General features: G+C 70.8%; 13 protein-coding genes and 1 other RNA gene. 6 read left to right on the top strand and 8 right to left on the bottom strand.

The window, feature by feature from the left end; genetic code table 11:
* Window positions 1–4 precede the first annotated feature (4 nt).
* The 4 genes from kdpB (at window position 5) to CEK69_RS03545 (ending at window position 6,194) form a co-directional block, all read left to right on the top strand.
* Entirely contained in the window at window positions 5–2,074 is a 2,070-nt protein-coding gene (gene kdpB, locus CEK69_RS03530) for a potassium-transporting ATPase subunit KdpB (RefSeq protein WP_026144370.1), read from the top strand.
* 72 nt (window positions 2,075–2,146) lie between these two features.
* On the top strand, window positions 2,147–2,740 hold the full coding sequence (gene kdpC, locus CEK69_RS03535) for a potassium-transporting ATPase subunit KdpC (protein ID WP_226975027.1): 594 nt from the start codon (window positions 2,147–2,149) through the stop codon (window positions 2,738–2,740).
* Window positions 2,741–2,800: 60 nt separating this feature from the next.
* The gene (locus CEK69_RS03540) at window positions 2,801–5,479 is read left to right on the top strand and encodes a sensor histidine kinase KdpD (RefSeq protein WP_152243887.1); all 2,679 of its coding nucleotides are present in this window, start codon (window positions 2,801–2,803) and stop codon (window positions 5,477–5,479) included.
* On the top strand, window positions 5,469–6,194 hold the full coding sequence (locus CEK69_RS03545) for a response regulator (protein ID WP_017911970.1): 726 nt from the start codon (window positions 5,469–5,471) through the stop codon (window positions 6,192–6,194). Before CEK69_RS03540 ends, CEK69_RS03545 begins: the two co-directional genes overlap by 11 nt.
* Window positions 6,195–6,423: 229 nt before the next feature.
* Here the strand turns inward: CEK69_RS03545 and CEK69_RS03550 are convergent, their stop codons facing one another.
* From CEK69_RS03550 to CEK69_RS03565, 4 genes are read right to left on the bottom strand one after another with little or no spacing between them, the layout of a single operon-like run.
* On the bottom strand, window positions 6,424–7,809 hold the full coding sequence (locus CEK69_RS03550; RefSeq protein ID WP_152243889.1) for an FAD-linked oxidase C-terminal domain-containing protein: 1,386 nt from the start codon (window positions 7,807–7,809) through the stop codon (window positions 6,424–6,426).
* On the bottom strand, window positions 7,806–8,357 hold the full coding sequence (locus CEK69_RS03555; RefSeq protein WP_152243891.1) for a metal-dependent hydrolase: 552 nt from the start codon (window positions 8,355–8,357) through the stop codon (window positions 7,806–7,808). Before CEK69_RS03555 ends, CEK69_RS03550 begins: the two co-directional genes overlap by 4 nt.
* Before the next feature lies 1 nt (window position 8,358).
* The gene (locus CEK69_RS03560; protein ID WP_017914048.1) at window positions 8,359–8,727 is read right to left on the bottom strand and encodes a YraN family protein; all 369 of its coding nucleotides are present in this window, start codon (window positions 8,725–8,727) and stop codon (window positions 8,359–8,361) included.
* A complete protein-coding gene (locus tag CEK69_RS03565; protein ID WP_152243893.1) occupies window positions 8,717–10,441 on the bottom strand; it encodes a penicillin-binding protein activator in 1,725 nt (574 codons plus the stop codon). Before CEK69_RS03565 ends, CEK69_RS03560 begins: the two co-directional genes overlap by 11 nt.
* An 81-nt stretch (window positions 10,442–10,522) precedes the next feature.
* On the opposite strand from CEK69_RS03565, the gene rsmI reads away from it, so the two are divergent.
* The gene (gene rsmI / locus CEK69_RS03570) at window positions 10,523–11,347 is read left to right on the top strand and encodes a 16S rRNA (cytidine(1402)-2'-O)-methyltransferase (RefSeq protein WP_017914495.1); all 825 of its coding nucleotides are present in this window, start codon (window positions 10,523–10,525) and stop codon (window positions 11,345–11,347) included.
* A 62-nt stretch (window positions 11,348–11,409) separates the two neighbouring features.
* Here rsmI and CEK69_RS03575 read toward each other — a convergent pair whose 3' ends face one another.
* The 4 genes from CEK69_RS03575 to CEK69_RS03590 form a co-directional block, all read right to left on the bottom strand.
* A complete protein-coding gene (locus CEK69_RS03575) occupies window positions 11,410–11,874 on the bottom strand; it encodes a DUF2442 domain-containing protein (RefSeq protein WP_017911117.1) in 465 nt (154 codons plus the stop codon).
* Window positions 11,871–12,101 carry a DUF4160 domain-containing protein gene (locus CEK69_RS03580; protein ID WP_226975024.1) on the bottom strand — a complete coding sequence of 77 codons (231 nt, stop codon included), beginning with the start codon at window positions 12,099–12,101 and terminating at the stop codon, window positions 11,871–11,873. The genes CEK69_RS03575 and CEK69_RS03580 overlap by 4 nt, the downstream gene beginning before the upstream one ends.
* Window positions 12,102–12,251: 150 nt before the next feature.
* Window positions 12,252–12,618: RNase P RNA component class A (rnpB, locus tag CEK69_RS03585), an RNA gene on the bottom strand.
* A 220-nt stretch (window positions 12,619–12,838) separates the two neighbouring features.
* Entirely contained in the window at window positions 12,839–13,603 is a 765-nt protein-coding gene (locus CEK69_RS03590) for an NRDE family protein (protein ID WP_152243895.1), read from the bottom strand.
* 326 nt (window positions 13,604–13,929) lie between these two features.
* On the opposite strand from CEK69_RS03590, the gene mraZ reads away from it, so the two are divergent.
* On the top strand, window positions 13,930–14,376 hold the full coding sequence (gene mraZ / locus CEK69_RS03595; protein WP_026144304.1) for a division/cell wall cluster transcriptional repressor MraZ: 447 nt from the start codon (window positions 13,930–13,932) through the stop codon (window positions 14,374–14,376).
* Window positions 14,377–14,379: the final 3 nt, after the last annotated feature.

Genomic DNA, 14,379 nt, shown 5'->3' on the forward strand with positions numbered 1-14,379 from the left:
GACGATGAGCACCCCGCTTCCTTCTACTTCCGTGGCTTCTTCGCCGGCGCGCCGGCCTGGGCTGTTCGATGCCGCGGCGCTGCGCGCGGCCTTGCGCGACAGCGTGCTGAAGCTGTCGCCGCGGCACCTGCTGGGCAGCCCGGTGATGGCCGTGGTGTTCGCCGGCACGCTGCTGTCGGCACTGATCACCGTGTCCGGCCAGGGCCCGGCCGGCTTCGGCTGGGCGGTGACCGCGATCCTGCTGGTCACCGTGCTGTTCGGCAACTTCGCCGAGGCGGTGGCCGAGGCCCGCGGCCGCGGCCAGGCCGCCTCGCTGCGGCGTGCGCGCAAGGACCTGGTGGCGCGCCGGGTCGCCAGTGTGCGGTTGGACGCCGAGACCAGCGTGCCCGCCGCCGAACTGCGCCCGGGCGACCTGGTGGTGGTGTCGGCCGGCGAGCTGATCCCGGCCGATGGCGAGATCGTGCACGGCCTGGCCACGATCAACGAGGCCGCGGTCACCGGCGAATCGGCGCCGGTGCTGCGCGAGGCCGGGACCGACCGCTCCGGCGTCATCGGCGGCACCAAGGTGCTGTCCGACGAGATCCTGGTGAAGGTCACCGCCGAGCCGGGCCACAGCTTCCTGGACCGGATGATCGCGCTGGTGGAAGGCGCCAACCGGCAGAAGACGCCGAACGAGATCGCGCTGACCATGCTGCTGGCGGCGATGACCCTGACCTTCCTGATCGTGGTCGCCTCGCTGCCGGCGATCGCCGGCTTCGTCGGCGTGCACGTGGATCCGCTGCTGCTGATCGCGCTGCTGGTGTGTCTGATCCCGACCACCATCGGCGGGTTGCTGCCGGCGATCGGCATCGCCGGCATGAACCGCGCGCTGTCGGCCAACGTGCTGGCCAAGTCGGGCAAGGCGGTGGAAGTGGCCGGCGACGTCGATGTGCTGCTGCTGGACAAGACCGGCACCATCACCCACGGCGATCGCCAGGCCACCGTGTTCCATGCGCTGAGCGGCGTGGACGTGGCGCAGTTGCGCGAGGCTGCGATGCTGTCGTCGCTGGCCGACCCGACCCCGGAAGGCAAGTCGATCGTGCGCCTGGCGCGCGAGCAGGGCCTGCCGCCGGCCGATCCGGCGGGCGCCGAGTTCGTCGCCTTCACCGCGCAGACCCGCATGTCCGGCGTCGACCTGCCGGCCAACGGCATGCAGCCGCCGCGGTCGATCCGCAAGGGCGCCGCCGATGCGCTGATCCGCCACGTCACCGCGCTGGGCGGGCAGGTGCCGGCGGAACTGAAGAGTCGCGTCGAGCAGGTCGCGCGCAGCGGCGCCACGCCGCTGGTGGTGGCCGAGGGCCGGCACGTACTGGGCGTGGTCGAGCTGTCGGACGTGGTCAAGCACGGCGTGCGCGAGAAGTTCGCGCGGCTGCGCGCGATGGGCGTCAAGACGGTGATGATCACCGGCGACAACCCGCTGACCGCCGCGGCCATCGCCGCCGAGGCCGGCGTCGACGACTACATCGCCGAGGCCACGCCCGAGGACAAGCTGGCGCGCATCCGCCAGGAGCAGGCCGGCGGACGCCTGGTGGCGATGGTCGGCGACGGCACCAACGACGCGCCGGCGCTGGCCCAGGCCGACGTCGGCCTGGCGATGAACTCCGGCACCCAGGCGGCCAAGGAGGCCGGCAACATGGTCGATCTGGATTCGGATCCGGCCAAGCTGCTGGCGGTGGTGGAAGTGGGCAAGCAGCAGCTGATCACCCGCGGCGCGCTGACCACCTTCTCGCTGGCCAACGACGTGTCCAAGTACTTCGCGATCCTGCCGGCGCTGTTCGCCGCCTCGATCCCGCAGATGGCCGCGCTGAACGTGATGCGCCTGTCCAGCCCGACCAACGCGGTGCTCGCCGCGCTGATCTTCAACGCGCTGGTGATCCCGGCGCTGATCCCGCTGGCGCTGCGCGGCGTGCGCTTCACCCCGTCCTCGGCGACCTCGCTGCTGCGCCGGAACATGCTGATCTACGGCGTGGGCGGCGTGCTGCTGCCGTTCGTCGGGATCAAGGCCATCGACCTGCTGCTGGTGGCGCTGGGCTGATCCCAGCGCCGATTCTCACGCTCCTTCGGAATTACCTCCATGACCGTGTCTTCCGTTTCCCTTCGCGAACCGATGCGCTGGCGCGCGGTGCTGGTGCTGCCGCTGCTGGTGCTCGCGTCCGCCGCGCTGTACTCGTTGCTGGCCACCATGCTGGCCGGCGCGCTGTTCCCCGAGCAGGCCAACGGCAGCCTGCGCAGCCACGATGGCCGCGTGGTCGGCTCGGCGCTGGTGGCGCAGCCGTTCGCCGCCGCCGGCTACTTCCTGCCGCGTCCGTCCGGCGCCAAGTACGACCCGATGTCGGCGGCCGGCAGCAACCAGGCGCGCAGCAACCCCGACCTGCGCAAGCGCCTGGATGACACCCGCCAGGCGGTGGCCGCGCGCGAGGGCATCGACCCGGCGCAGGTGCCGGACGATCTGATCACCCAGTCCGGCAGCGGCATGGACCCGGACATCAGCGTGGACGCGGCGCAACTTCAGGTGGCGCGCGTCGCCGCCGCGCGCGGCCTGCCGCCGCAGACCGTCGCCGCCCTGGTCGCCGCGCAGACCCAGCCGCGCCAGTTCGGCGTGCTCGGCGAGCCGCGGGTGAACGTGCTGGCGCTGAATCTGGCCTTGGATGCCGGGAATGGGGAAACGGGAATCGGGAATGGGAGGGAGCAAAAGCGGTAAGGCGCGCCGCGCTGTAGGCTTTGCGATTCCCCATTCCCAATTCCCCATTCCCAGCTCCAAATGCCCGACCCCCGCACCCAACAGGCCGACGCCCTGATCGGCGAACTGCAGCGCGAGCGCGGCGGGCGCCTGACCGTGTTCCTCGGCGCGGCGCCGGGGGTCGGCAAGACCTACGCGATGCTGTCGCGTGCGCGGCAGTTGCAGCAGCAGGGCAGCAACCTGGTGGTCGGCGTGGTCGAGACCCACGGCCGCGCCGAGACCGCGGCGCTGCTGGAGGGTCTCACCGTGCAGCCGCGGCGGCGGCTGGAGTACCGCGGCCGCACCCTGGACGAGATGGACCTGGATGCGCTGCTGGCGCTGCGCCCGCCGCTGGTGCTGGTGGACGAACTGGCCCATCGCAACGCGCCGGGCAGCCGCCACGAGCGGCGCTGGCAGGACGTACAGGAACTGCTCGACGCCGGCATCGACGTCTACAGCACGGTCAACATCCAGCACCTGGAAAGCCTCAACGACGTGGTCCACCGCATCACCGGCGTGCGCGTCAGCGAGACCGTGCCCGATGCGATCTTCGACCGCCTGCGCGACATCGTGCTGGTCGACCTGCCGCCACGCGAGCTGATCGAACGCCTGCAGCAGGGCAAGGTGTATCTGCCCGAGCAGGCCGGGCAGGCGCTGCAGGCCTTCTTCTCGCCGTCGAACCTGGCCGCGCTGCGCGAACTGGCGATGCAGACCGCCGCCGACCGCGTCGACAACGATCTGCGCGACGTGCAGGCCGCGCAGGGCCGCACCAGCGTCGCCCTGCGGCGCACGGTGATGGTGGCGATCGACGGGCGCGGCCAGTCCGACTACCTGGTGCGGGTGGCGCGGCGCCTGGCCGAGCGCCGCGGCGCGCCGTGGACGGTGGTCACCGTGCAGACCCAGGCGCAGCCGGATGCCGACTGGCAACTGGAGATCGACCGCGCCTTCGCGCTGGCGCGCCGGCTGGGCGGCGAGGCCGTGCTGCTGCACGGCGCCAACGTCGCCGATGCCTTGCTCGACCATGCCGCGCGCAGCGGCGTGTCCACCCTGGTGCTGGGCCGCACCCGCGAGCGCCCGCTGGCGCGCATGATCAATCGCACGCTGACCCAGCAGCTGCTGCAACGCGGCGCGCACTACGAACTGGTGATCATCAGTTCGCCGGAAGCGCGCGCGCGGGCGCGGCGGCGCTGGCGCAGCCCCGCGCACTGGCTGTCGCGCGACGACCTGCTGTTCGCCACGGTGGCCTCGGCGCTGGCGGTGGTGGTGGCGTGGATCGCCGAAAGTTGGGTCGGCATCGACGACCTGTCGATGGTGTTCATCGTCGCCGTGGTGATGGTGGCATCGAAGACGCGGATGACCGCGGCGGTGCTGGCGGCGCTGCTGAGCTTCTTCAGCTACAACTTCTTCTTCATCGAACCGCGCTTCACCTTCCAGATCGGCGCGCGCCAGGGCGTGGTCACGGTGCTGCTGTTCCTGGTCGCCGCCCTGGTCGCCGGGCGCCTGGCCTCGCGCCTGCGCATGCAGGTACTGGCGCTGCGCGCGGTCAATGCGCAGACCACCGCACTGCAGCGCCTGGGCCGCGAACTCACCAGTGCCGCCGACCTGGGGCAGGTGCTGGAGGCCGGGCGCCGCGCGCTCGCCGGCACGCTCGACGCCGAGGCCTGGCTGCGCCTGCAGCCGCTGGAGCGCGCGCATGACGGCGCCGACGACTACGCGCCGACGATGGCCGCGGTGGACCGTAGCGCCGCCGACTGGGCGCAGCGCCACGGCCAGGCCACCGGTCGCTTTACCGATACCCTGGCCGGCGCGAGCTGGTGGTTCCTGCCAGTGCGCCACGAGCGCGGCACCATCGGTGTGGTCGGGCTGCGCTTCGGTGCCGGCGTGCAGCGCCCGGGCCTGGAGCAGCAGCGCCTGGCCGAGGCGATGGTGGAGGACATCGGCCAGGCCGCGCTGCGCACGCGCTTGGTCGCCGACCTGGAGAGTGCCCGTGTCAGCGGCGAGACCGAGCGGCTGCGCTCGGCGCTGCTGTCCTCGGTCTCGCACGACCTGCGCTCGCCGCTGGCGGCGATGATCGGCGCGGCCAGCAGCCTGTCCAGCTACGGCAAGGCGATGGATGCGGACGACCGCCGCAGCCTGCTCGAGACGATCCAACTGGAAGGCGAACGCCTGGACCGCTACATCCAGAACCTGCTGGACATGACCCGGCTCGGTCACACCGGGCTGACCTTGAACCGCGACTGGATCGGCGTGGACGAACTGATCGGCTCGGCCGCGCGGCGCCTGCAGCGCTACCAGCCGCAGGTGCGCCTGGACATCGCGCTGGCCGCGGAACTGCCGACGCTGTGGGTGCACCCGGCGCTGGTCGAGCAGGCGATCTTCAATGTGCTGGAGAACGCGGCCAAGTTCTCGCCGGCGGACGCGGCGATCCGCGTCGCCGCGGGCATGGTCGAGGGCCGCCTGCGCATCGACATCAGCGACCGCGGCCCGGGCATTCCCGAGGACGAGCGCGCGCGCATCTTCGACATGTTCTACAGCGTCGAGCGCGGCGACCGCGGCCGCCATGGCACCGGCCTGGGCCTGACCATCTGCCAGGGCATGATCGGCGCGCACGGCGGCAGCGTCGAGGCGCTACCCGGCCCCGATGGCCGCGGCACCACGATCCGCATTACCCTGCCGCTCATCGAACCCGCCGCGCCGCCGTCCCGTCCCGATGCCGACTGAGTCCCACGCCGATCCGATTCCGCCGCCGCGCGTGCTGGTCATCGACGACGAGCCGCAGATCCGCCGTTTCCTCGACATCAGCCTGCGCGCGCAGGGCTACCGCGTGCTGCAGGCCGACACCGGCGCCGCCGGCCTGGCGCAACTGGCCGCGCACGGCGCCGAACTGGTGGTGCTGGACATCGGCCTGCCCGACCAGGACGGGCACAGCGTGCTGCGCGAACTGCGGCAATGGTCGTCGGTGCCGGTGATCATGCTGACCGTGCGCGCTGGCGAGGACGAGAAGGTGCAGGCGCTGGACGCCGGCGCCAACGACTACGTGACCAAGCCGTTCGGCGTGCAGGAACTGATGGCGCGCATCCGCGTGCTGCTGCGCATGCAGCCGGTGGCCGGCGAGGCCGAGCCGGTGTTCGACGATGGCCACCTGCACATCCACCTGGGCCTGCGCGAAGTGCGCCTGGACGGTGAAGCGCTGCCGCTCAGTCGCAAGGAGTACGCGCTGCTCGCCCTGCTGCTGCGACACAGCGGCCGCGTGGTGACGCAGCCGCAACTGCTGCGCGAACTGTGGGGCCCCACCCACCAGGACGACACCCACTACCTGCGCATCCTGGTCGGCAAGCTGCGGCAGAAACTCGGCGACAGCGCCGTGGCTCCGCGATACATCGCCACCGAGCCGGGCGTGGGGCTGCGCTTCATCGGCGTGCAGTGCCATGGCTAACGTAGCGTGCTCCTGCCTGATGTTGCAGGGGCTTTCGTCGGGACTCGGGACTGCAGAATGATGTCCGGAGCCAAATCACCGTCGAGCGATTCGATAACAAAGTGGTGAGTTTTTAAAGGAAAGCCGGCCTTGCCGAAGCGGCGATCCATCCGATTTTGTGGGAGGGACTTCAGTCCCTCCGACAGTGCAATCGCAAATACTCCGCACTCGGGGAAAATCCCGAGTCACCTCAACACCCCGGCAATACCTTCCCCGGATTGAGGATCCCATCCGGATCCAGCGCGCGCTTGATCGCGCGCATCGCGTCAAGGGTCGCGGCATTGAAGGCCTGGTCCATATAGTCGCGCTTGGCCACGCCGATGCCGTGTTCGCCCGAGAGGGTGCCTTCCAGCGACAGCACCAGTGCGAACAGCCGCGGCAGCGCCGCCTGCGCGCGCGCGGTTTCGGCGGCGTCGTCGGGCGCGTACATGATGTTGACGTGCAGGTTGCCGTTGCCGGCATGGCCGAAGGCCACGATCGTCAGGTCGAACTCGGCGGCCAGCGCTTCCACGCCGGCCACCAGCTCAGGGATGCGCGACACCGGCACCACCACGTCTTCGTTGATCTTGCCGGGGCGGATCGTGCGCAACGCCGGCGACAGCGCGCGGCGTGCGGCCCACAGGCGGTCGCGCGCGCTGCCGTCGGCGGCCACGTCCAGCGTCAGCAGGCCCTCGCCCTCGGCCGCCGCACCTAACGCCTGCAGCGTGTAGGGCAGGGTGTCGTGGTCGCCGTCGGCCTCGATCAGCAGCATCGCGCCGGCCTCGGGCACGTCGCTGCCATTGCGGCGCAGCAGCGCGATCGCGCTGCGGTCCATGAACTCGAGCATGGTCGGCGTGCTCGGCTGCGCCATCAGCCGCGACACCGCGGCAGCGGCCGCGGCGGCGTCGCGGTACAGCGCGCGCAGCCCAGCCTGCGCCAGCGGCCGTGGCGACAGCTTCAGCGTCGCTTCCACGATCAGCGCCAGCGTGCCTTCGCTGCCGACCAGCAGGTGGGTCAGGTCGTAGCCGGTGGCGTCCTTGGTGTAGGCGCCGCCACAGCGGATCAGCTCGCCGCTGCCGGTCACCGCGACCAGGCCGAGCACGTTGTCGCGGGTGGCGCCGTACTTCACCGCGCGCGGTCCGCCGGCATTGGTGGACAGGTTGCCGCCGACGCTGCAGATCTCCGCACTGGACGGGTCCGGCGGCCAGAACAGCCCGTGCGGCGCCAGCGCCTGCTGCAGGTCGCCGTTGAGCACGCCGGGTTCGACCACCGCGCAGCGGTCGGCCGGGCGCAGCTGCAGGATGCGGTTCATGCGCGCGAACGACAGCACCACGCCGCCGGCGAACGGTACCGCGGCGCCGGCGGTGCCGGTGCCGGCGCCGCGCGCTACCAGCGGCACGCGGTGCGCGCGGCAGGCGCGCACGATCGCCTGCACCTGCTCATGGGTCTGCGGCAGCGCCACCGCATCGGCCAGCGCCCAGCGCCGCGAATCGTCCTCGCCATAGCTGCGGCGGCTGTCGGCATCGGTGCGCCAGCCCTCGGTGCCGAGCAGGGCGGAAAGGGTGTCGGTGAGCGCGGTGGGCAAGGCGGTGGTCATGGCGAAGGTGGCGACGACGAAGTGGAGGGCGAGGGCGGCTGCAGCAGTTTCCAGGTGAGCACCGCCAGCGCCAGCGGCAGCCACACCCAGCGTAGTTCGGACCACAGCGTGGCCATGCCGCGCGCGCTGAAGAAACCGTTGGCGAACGGCGAGACCCGGATCGGCCGCCATGGCGCGAACCAGCGCTGTTCGCTCGACGGCCACCCCAGGGCCACGCCGAGGCCGCCGGAGGTCATCGCATCGAGCAGCGGATGCGAGGCGGTGCAGACGAACAGCCAGACGGCCGCCTGCAGCGCGCCGGCGCGCAGGGGCCGGTGCAGCAACGCGCCGAGCACGCCCAGTACCGCGGCGAACAACAGCGAGTGGCTGGCGCCGCGATGGCCGAAGGCGTCGGCGTAGGGGATGTGCAGGGCGAAGCCGAGCACGTCGGCGTCGGGCAGCATCGCCGCGACGATGCCGGCGCCGAGCAGGCGCGTGGAGATGCGCCCGCGATCGGCGGCGGCCCACAGCGCCAGCGGCACCGCGGCGTGGGTGAAGACGCTGGGCACCTCAGCAATCCTCGGCGCGGAAGGCGTCGCGCAGCCAGGTCAGCCGCGGCGGATCGCCCTCGGCCTCGACCACGTCGAAGCGGCACGGCCAGTTGGCGTACTGCGGATGCGCGGCCAGGAACAGCTGCGCCGCCAGCAGCAGGCGGCGGCGCTTGCGCAGATCGACCGAGGCCGCGCCGCCGCCGAATGCGGTGCTGCGCCGGTAGCGCACTTCGACGAACACCAGGCTTTGCGCCTGCTGCATCACCAGGTCCAGCTCGCCGCCGCGGAAGGCGACGTTGGCGGCGATCAGGCGCAGGCCGGCGCGCTCCAGTTCGGCGCGCGCCGCCGCTTCCACCGCATTGCCGCGTCGGCGCCGCTCAGTTTCCATCGGGCAGCGGGGTCGGGCGCCCGCCGCTGAAAGTGGACCAGGCCGGGGTGCGCACGATGTTGCCGAAGCCGTCCAGGTGCAGCACGCCGGTGGCGCCGCGCAGGCCGCTGTCCTTGCCGGTCGCCAGCTTCTCCAGATACGCGGTGATCTGCCAGGCGTCGTAGCCGAACGCGAACAGGCGCCCGGCCGGGCCGCGCGCGGTCGGCAGCATGTCGGCCACGCTGGTCGCCGCCGGCAGGCCGCCGACGCCGCGCACGTTCCACAGCTCGCTCGGGTAGACGATGCCGTCCAGCACCAGGTCGTCCTCGGGCTTGCCGGTGCCCAGCACCAGCTGCGAGGTCGCCACCCGGCTCTTGCCGGCGAAACCGGCCAGCGCCAGCTGCGGCGCCAGCGCGCGGGCGGTATTGCCCTTGACCGCCAGCAGCACCGAATCGGCGGCGCCGGCGTTGCGCAGCTGCGCGCCGATGTCGCCCGGGGTGTCGGCGACGCTGACGCTGCCGGCGACCTTGCCGCCGCGCTCGCTGAAGCGGTCGCGGAACGCGGCCACCGCACGGCGGCCGGTGTCGTCGTTGCTGCCGATCACCAGGGTGTTGTGGCGCTCGTGCGCCAGCAGGTACTCGGCGGCGGCGATGCCGTCGTCTTCCGGCGCCAGCGAGAAACCGGCGCTGCCGCCGGGCGGGGCGTGGGTGCCGCGGTTCAACGCCAGCACCGGCACCGGCAACGCGTCGCGCCCGAACAGCGCGGTGACCTCGTCGCGGCCGAGCGGGCCGACCACGAAATCGGCGCCGCCGTCGACCGCCTTCTGATAGGCGGCCAGCGCCCCGGCCGGGGTGCCGGTGGTGTCGATGAAGTCGATCGCAGGACGCCGCCGGGTTTCGCCGTAGTAGCCGGCAAGCAGACCGTCGCGCACCGGCGCGGCCGCGGTGGCCAGGCTGCCGCTCAGCGGCAGCAGCACCGCCAGCTTGGCCGGCGGGCGATAGCCGTCGCGCTCGGCCGGCGGCCGCTTGCTGGTGTCGAAACCCCACTGCTCGCCGCGGTCGAACGGACGCGGCAGCGCCAGGCCGCGGCTCAGCAGCGCGCGGCCGACGAAGTTGTACAGCGGGTCGCCGGCCGGCAGCGCGGCGGCGCGCGCCTGCAGGGTGGCATCGTTGAGCGTGGCCAGCTGGCGCACGATGGCGCGCTGGTTGTCGCTGCGCGCCTGGCCGCTGAGGCCGTTGTCGGCGCGGGCGCGTTCGTCCAGCGCCGCGGTGGCGTCGCCGGTGCCTTCCAGCGCCTGCGCACGGGCCAGATGCCAGCGCGCGCGCAGGTTCTGCGGCACCGCCTGCGGATCGCTGCCCAGCGCCTGCAGCGCCTTGGCCGGCTGGCGGTCGGCCAGGGCCAGCTCGGCCTCGACCAGCGCCACCCGCACCTTGCTCAGTGGCGGCAACTGCCGCGGCTGCACCTGCGCCAGCAGGCTGCGCGCGCGGGCGGTATCGCCGGCCTCGTACCAGGCGAAGGCGGCGTCGCCCAGCAACTGGTTGCGGGCGCTGCCGGTGGCGCTGGCGGCCTGCGCCTCGAGCTGCTGCGCCGCGTCCTTCGGCTTGCCCTGGTCCAGCAGCGCCAGCGCCGCCGATTGGGCCGGCGAGGCGCTCGGCGTCACGCTGGTGGTGGCGCAGCCGGCGACGAGCAGCGCCAGCAGCGACAGGGCGGAAATCCTTGCGAATCGCTTGTTCATTTCTGGTCCATTCGGCTGGGCACGCCAGGCGCGCCGGGGAAAACCGCTACGATTCTACCCTTGACCATGGAAAGCCCGTAGATGAGCGCCCAGCCCGGAACCCTGCACGTCGTCGCCACGCCGATCGGCAACCTCGCCGACCTGACGCCGCGCGCCCAGGAGACCCTGCGCTCGGTGGCGGCGATCTGCGCCGAGGACACCCGCCGCAGCGGCCAGCTGCTGGCCCACTTCGGCATCGAGCGGCCGTTGCTGGCGCTGCACGAACACAACGAAGAGGCGCTGTCGCAGCGCATCGTCGCGCGCCTGCTGGAGGGGCAGTCGCTGGCCCTGGTCAGCGACGCCGGCACCCCGCTGGTCAGCGACCCCGGCTACCGCCTGGTGCGCGCCGCACGCGCGGCCGGGGTCCGGGTCAGCCCGGTGCCCGGCGCCTGCGCGGCGATCGCCGCGCTCAGCGTGGCCGGCCTGCCCAGCGACCGCTTCGCCTTCGAAGGCTTCCTACCGGCCAAGGCCTCGGCGCGCCGTGAGCGCCTGGCGCGGCTCGCCGGCGAGCCGCGCACCCTGGTGTTCTACGAAGCCTCGCACCGCATTGCCGAGTCCCTGGCCGACTGCCGCGCCGCCTTCGGCGATGCCCGCCCGGCAGTCATGGCGCGCGAATTGACCAAATTGTTCGAGACCGTGCTCGACGGCACCCTGGCCGACCTGCACGCGCGGGTCGAGGCCGACGACAACCAGCGCAAGGGCGAGTTCGTGCTGATGGTGCAGGGCGCCGGCGACGACGCCGACGCGCAGCTGGCCGAAGGCCGCCGTGTCTACGCCAAGCTCAGCGAACACCTGCCGCCGTCCACCGCCGCCAAGCTGGCCGCCGAACTGACCGGTGCGTCGCGCAAGGCGTTGTACGGCGGTTGAGGGGGGCGATAACGCCCTGCGGCAATGCGATCGCCGGCCAGTCGTCTATGGCGACTGCGTTCTCAGGCGACTTTCGAATAATCAAACCCTGCCTGTTCGGCCTCCCATCCCAGCATCGCCAAGCCAATGCTCTTGGGGACGGGCTTTTCGCCGCTGCGGTAGTAGGCGAGCATGCGCCGGCTCAAGCCCAATGCTTCGGCGGCTGAATCCAACGTCATGTCGTGGCGATGCATCCAGGCGATGATCTGCTGGTGGGAATAGTCACCGGCTTGCTCGATCGCGAGTGCGCGCAGGTTGTCGCTGGCGAGCGCTAACTCGTCGTTGCCGTCGAAGATGACGCCGCGCTGCCATTCGTCGAGCGAGACCTTATGGAAAACGTGTGGCAGCCGTGCCTTTTTCAGGGAAGGATGCGAGGCCAAGACCTCGCTGAGGTCGACGGTGCAAGTGAAGCCGTCGGCAAAGGTCAGTGCAAGTTCGCGCGCCGCGACAGCCTTCACCTTGGTAATGACGAATTGAGGTTGGTTCATGGATTCAATTCCTGCCATCGGGCGATGAGGGTGGCTTTGTTCGCCGCGGCCCATTCAAGCGCGGCGCTCAATTCGCGTCGGCTCAGGCGGCCGAACAGAACTGCCAGGGTGTCGATGACGATCAGCGCTTCCCGACCATCTCGGGTACGCACATGGAAGTGAGGCGGCAGATGGTCGGCCGCATACATCGTGACAACGCTGTTGGCGAAACGGACGATCGTCGGCATGTGCGGAACATAGTGCAATGATTGCACTTTCGCAACAAGGGTCCTGTTCGTAGCGGGTCGGAGGCCAGGGGGGGGTGGGGGGCGCCCCATGAACGCCTGGCGCTCCGCGCCCTCAGTGAAGGTTTGGAGTTTTCGGCGTTCTGAAAAAAGTGGCGGAGCCGGCCGATAAGCCGGGTTCTGTCGTGGACAGTCATTCTTCTAGGCGCACCGTCACCGGTACGCTCAAGCAACCTACCCGGACCCGACGCGGGCCGCGCCATGAGGTCCCTATTTGGTCTTGCTCCAGGTGGGGTTTGCCGTGCCGGTCCGTTACCGGACTCGCGGTGCGCTCTTACCGCACCATTTCACCCTTACCGGCCTGCTTGCGCAGACGTAGGCGGTATCTTTCTGTTGCACTAGTCCGTCGGCTCGCGCCGCCCAGGCGTTACCTGGCACCTTGCCCTATGGAGCCCGGACTTTCCTCGGCATCCCGCCGCACCGAAATGCGATTGGATGACGCGACTGTCTGGCCGGCTCCGCCGCGGGCATTGTCGCATGTTAAGACGGGACCTGGGATTCGGATTTTCCGCGAGTGCAGGTTTCGATTGCACTGTGGGAGGGACTTCAGTCCCGACGGGCTCTACCGGTAAAGCCCGTCGGGACTGAAGTCCCTCCCACAAAAATCGCCGCTCTAGGTCGCTGGCAGCAAGTTCGCGCCTGACCCCATGCTTCCCGAATCCCGAATCCCGAATCCAGGGTCACGAGTCCCGGTTCTCCAGCCGCGTCTCCCCCAGGATCACCCCGTCCGGGCCGAACCGGCGCTCATGGATCCAGCCGTGCCCGGCGGCGTCCACCGCGACGATGGTGCTGGCGCGGGTGCCGTAGTCGTGGCCGCGGATGAAGGCCGGCGACAGCCGCCGTTCCAGGTCCGGGCCGACCCCGGTGTCGGGTAGGTCGGCCGGGTCGGCCAGGGTCTCGTCGGTCAGCGCCCGCCACAGCGGCGCCAGGTCGTCGTCGCCGGCGGCGATCCAGGCGGTCACGGCCGCGCGCAGGCGCAGGGTCTTGGGCCAGGGCGCGTCCAGTGCGCCGTTGGACATGCCGTGCACGCCGGATTCCAGGGCGCTGCGGCCGGGCGGGTGGTTGCCCACGTAGGCGGCGCCGGCGGCATCGGCCAGCAGCAGGTTGAACGGCGGGTAGGCGTCGGCGCGCGCGGCCAGCGCGTCGGCGAAGGCGGCGGCCGGCTGTTCGCCGGTCAGGTAGTCGGCGATCAGGGCGCCGCGCGAGGCGCCGGACATCGAGGCCAGCGGGTCGCGCACGTTGGTGACCACGGCGCAGCGGCCGGCGGCGTCCAGCCCCACCCAGGTGCCGCCGGAGCGCAGGTCGCGCCCAGCCAGCAGGCGCTGCGCCGGGGCCGGCCAGCGCTGCAGCGGCGCGGTCGGGCGGGCGTGGAATTCGTCGCGGTTGCCGACCAGCAGCAAGCGCCATCGCGGGTGCGCAGCGTGCGCGAGAACGACCAGACACATGCCCGGCAGTGTGCGCGCTTGCGCAACGCGGCGCGAGCCTGGGCGCCATGTCGACGGCCGGTGACGACCGCCTTAACGCCGCGTACACAGGCCTGAATTTCCGTTCAATCTCAAAATTTGAGACGAAACAGTAACTTGTGGATAAGCCTTGAACAAGTCTCTAAAGATCGTTGCAAACCATTGATCCCGCTAGCGATTTACCGCTCGCAAAGTTGTTGACAACCCGTTGCGCGCTGCTAAGGTGGGCACTTGAGGGGAAACCGGGTTTTTTGTGGTTTTTCGTGGTTCAATGACCGCCCAGGCGGATTCGGAAAGGTGCAGGCGTCGTGTTTCAGGGCGAGACCGCAATCACTGTGGACGACAAGGGGCGTATGGCGGTTCCCACCGCGTACCGCGACCTCGTCGCGCGCGTGAGCGGCAATCGGCTGGTGCTGACCTACAACCCGTTCGAGGCCGGCTGCCTGTGGCTGTATGCGGAGAAGGAGTGGGAGCGGGTCCGTGACGACGTCATGGCCAAGCCCAACACCCAGCGCGTGGTGCGGGTCCTGCAGCAAAAGCTGGTGGGTTCGTCGGCCGCGCTGGAGCTGGACGCCAACGCCCGCATCACCATTCCGCCGAGCCATCGCGCCGCGGTGGGCATTGAAAAGCGCGCCGTGCTGTTGGGCATGGGCGACAAGTTCGAACTGTGGAGCGAGCAGGCTCATCGCGCACTGATCCAGCAGACGTTGTCTGACGAGGATCTGGGCGATGGATTGCTCGATCTGAAGTTGTGAGTC

This window comes from Xanthomonas sp. LMG 12462 (assembly GCF_009192885.1).
Classification (GTDB): Bacteria; Pseudomonadota; Gammaproteobacteria; order Xanthomonadales; family Xanthomonadaceae; genus Xanthomonas_A; species Xanthomonas_A sontii.

What these genes read in the sequence shown, in the direction of transcription:
- kdpB (WP_026144370.1), top strand. Translation starts at nt 5, where the DNA reads ATGAGCACCCCGCTTCCTTCTACTTCCGTGGCTTCTTCGCCGGCGCGC.
- kdpC (WP_226975027.1), top strand. Translation starts at nt 2,147, where the DNA reads ATGCGCTGGCGCGCGGTGCTGGTGCTGCCGCTGCTGGTGCTCGCGTCC.
- CEK69_RS03540 (WP_152243887.1), top strand. Translation starts at nt 2,801, where the DNA reads ATGCCCGACCCCCGCACCCAACAGGCCGACGCCCTGATCGGCGAACTG.
- CEK69_RS03545 (WP_017911970.1), top strand. Translation starts at nt 5,469, where the DNA reads ATGCCGACTGAGTCCCACGCCGATCCGATTCCGCCGCCGCGCGTGCTG.
- CEK69_RS03550 (WP_152243889.1), bottom strand. Translation starts at nt 7,809, where the DNA reads ATGACCACCGCCTTGCCCACCGCGCTCACCGACACCCTTTCCGCCCTG.
- CEK69_RS03560 (WP_017914048.1), bottom strand. Translation starts at nt 8,727, where the DNA reads ATGGAAACTGAGCGGCGCCGACGCGGCAATGCGGTGGAAGCGGCGGCG.
- CEK69_RS03565 (WP_152243893.1), bottom strand. Translation starts at nt 10,441, where the DNA reads ATGAACAAGCGATTCGCAAGGATTTCCGCCCTGTCGCTGCTGGCGCTG.
- rsmI (WP_017914495.1), top strand. Translation starts at nt 10,523, where the DNA reads ATGAGCGCCCAGCCCGGAACCCTGCACGTCGTCGCCACGCCGATCGGC.
- CEK69_RS03575 (WP_017911117.1), bottom strand. Translation starts at nt 11,874, where the DNA reads ATGAACCAACCTCAATTCGTCATTACCAAGGTGAAGGCTGTCGCGGCG.
- CEK69_RS03580 (WP_226975024.1), bottom strand. Translation starts at nt 12,101, where the DNA reads ATGCCGACGATCGTCCGTTTCGCCAACAGCGTTGTCACGATGTATGCG.
- CEK69_RS03590 (WP_152243895.1), bottom strand. Translation starts at nt 13,603, where the DNA reads ATGTGTCTGGTCGTTCTCGCGCACGCTGCGCACCCGCGATGGCGCTTG.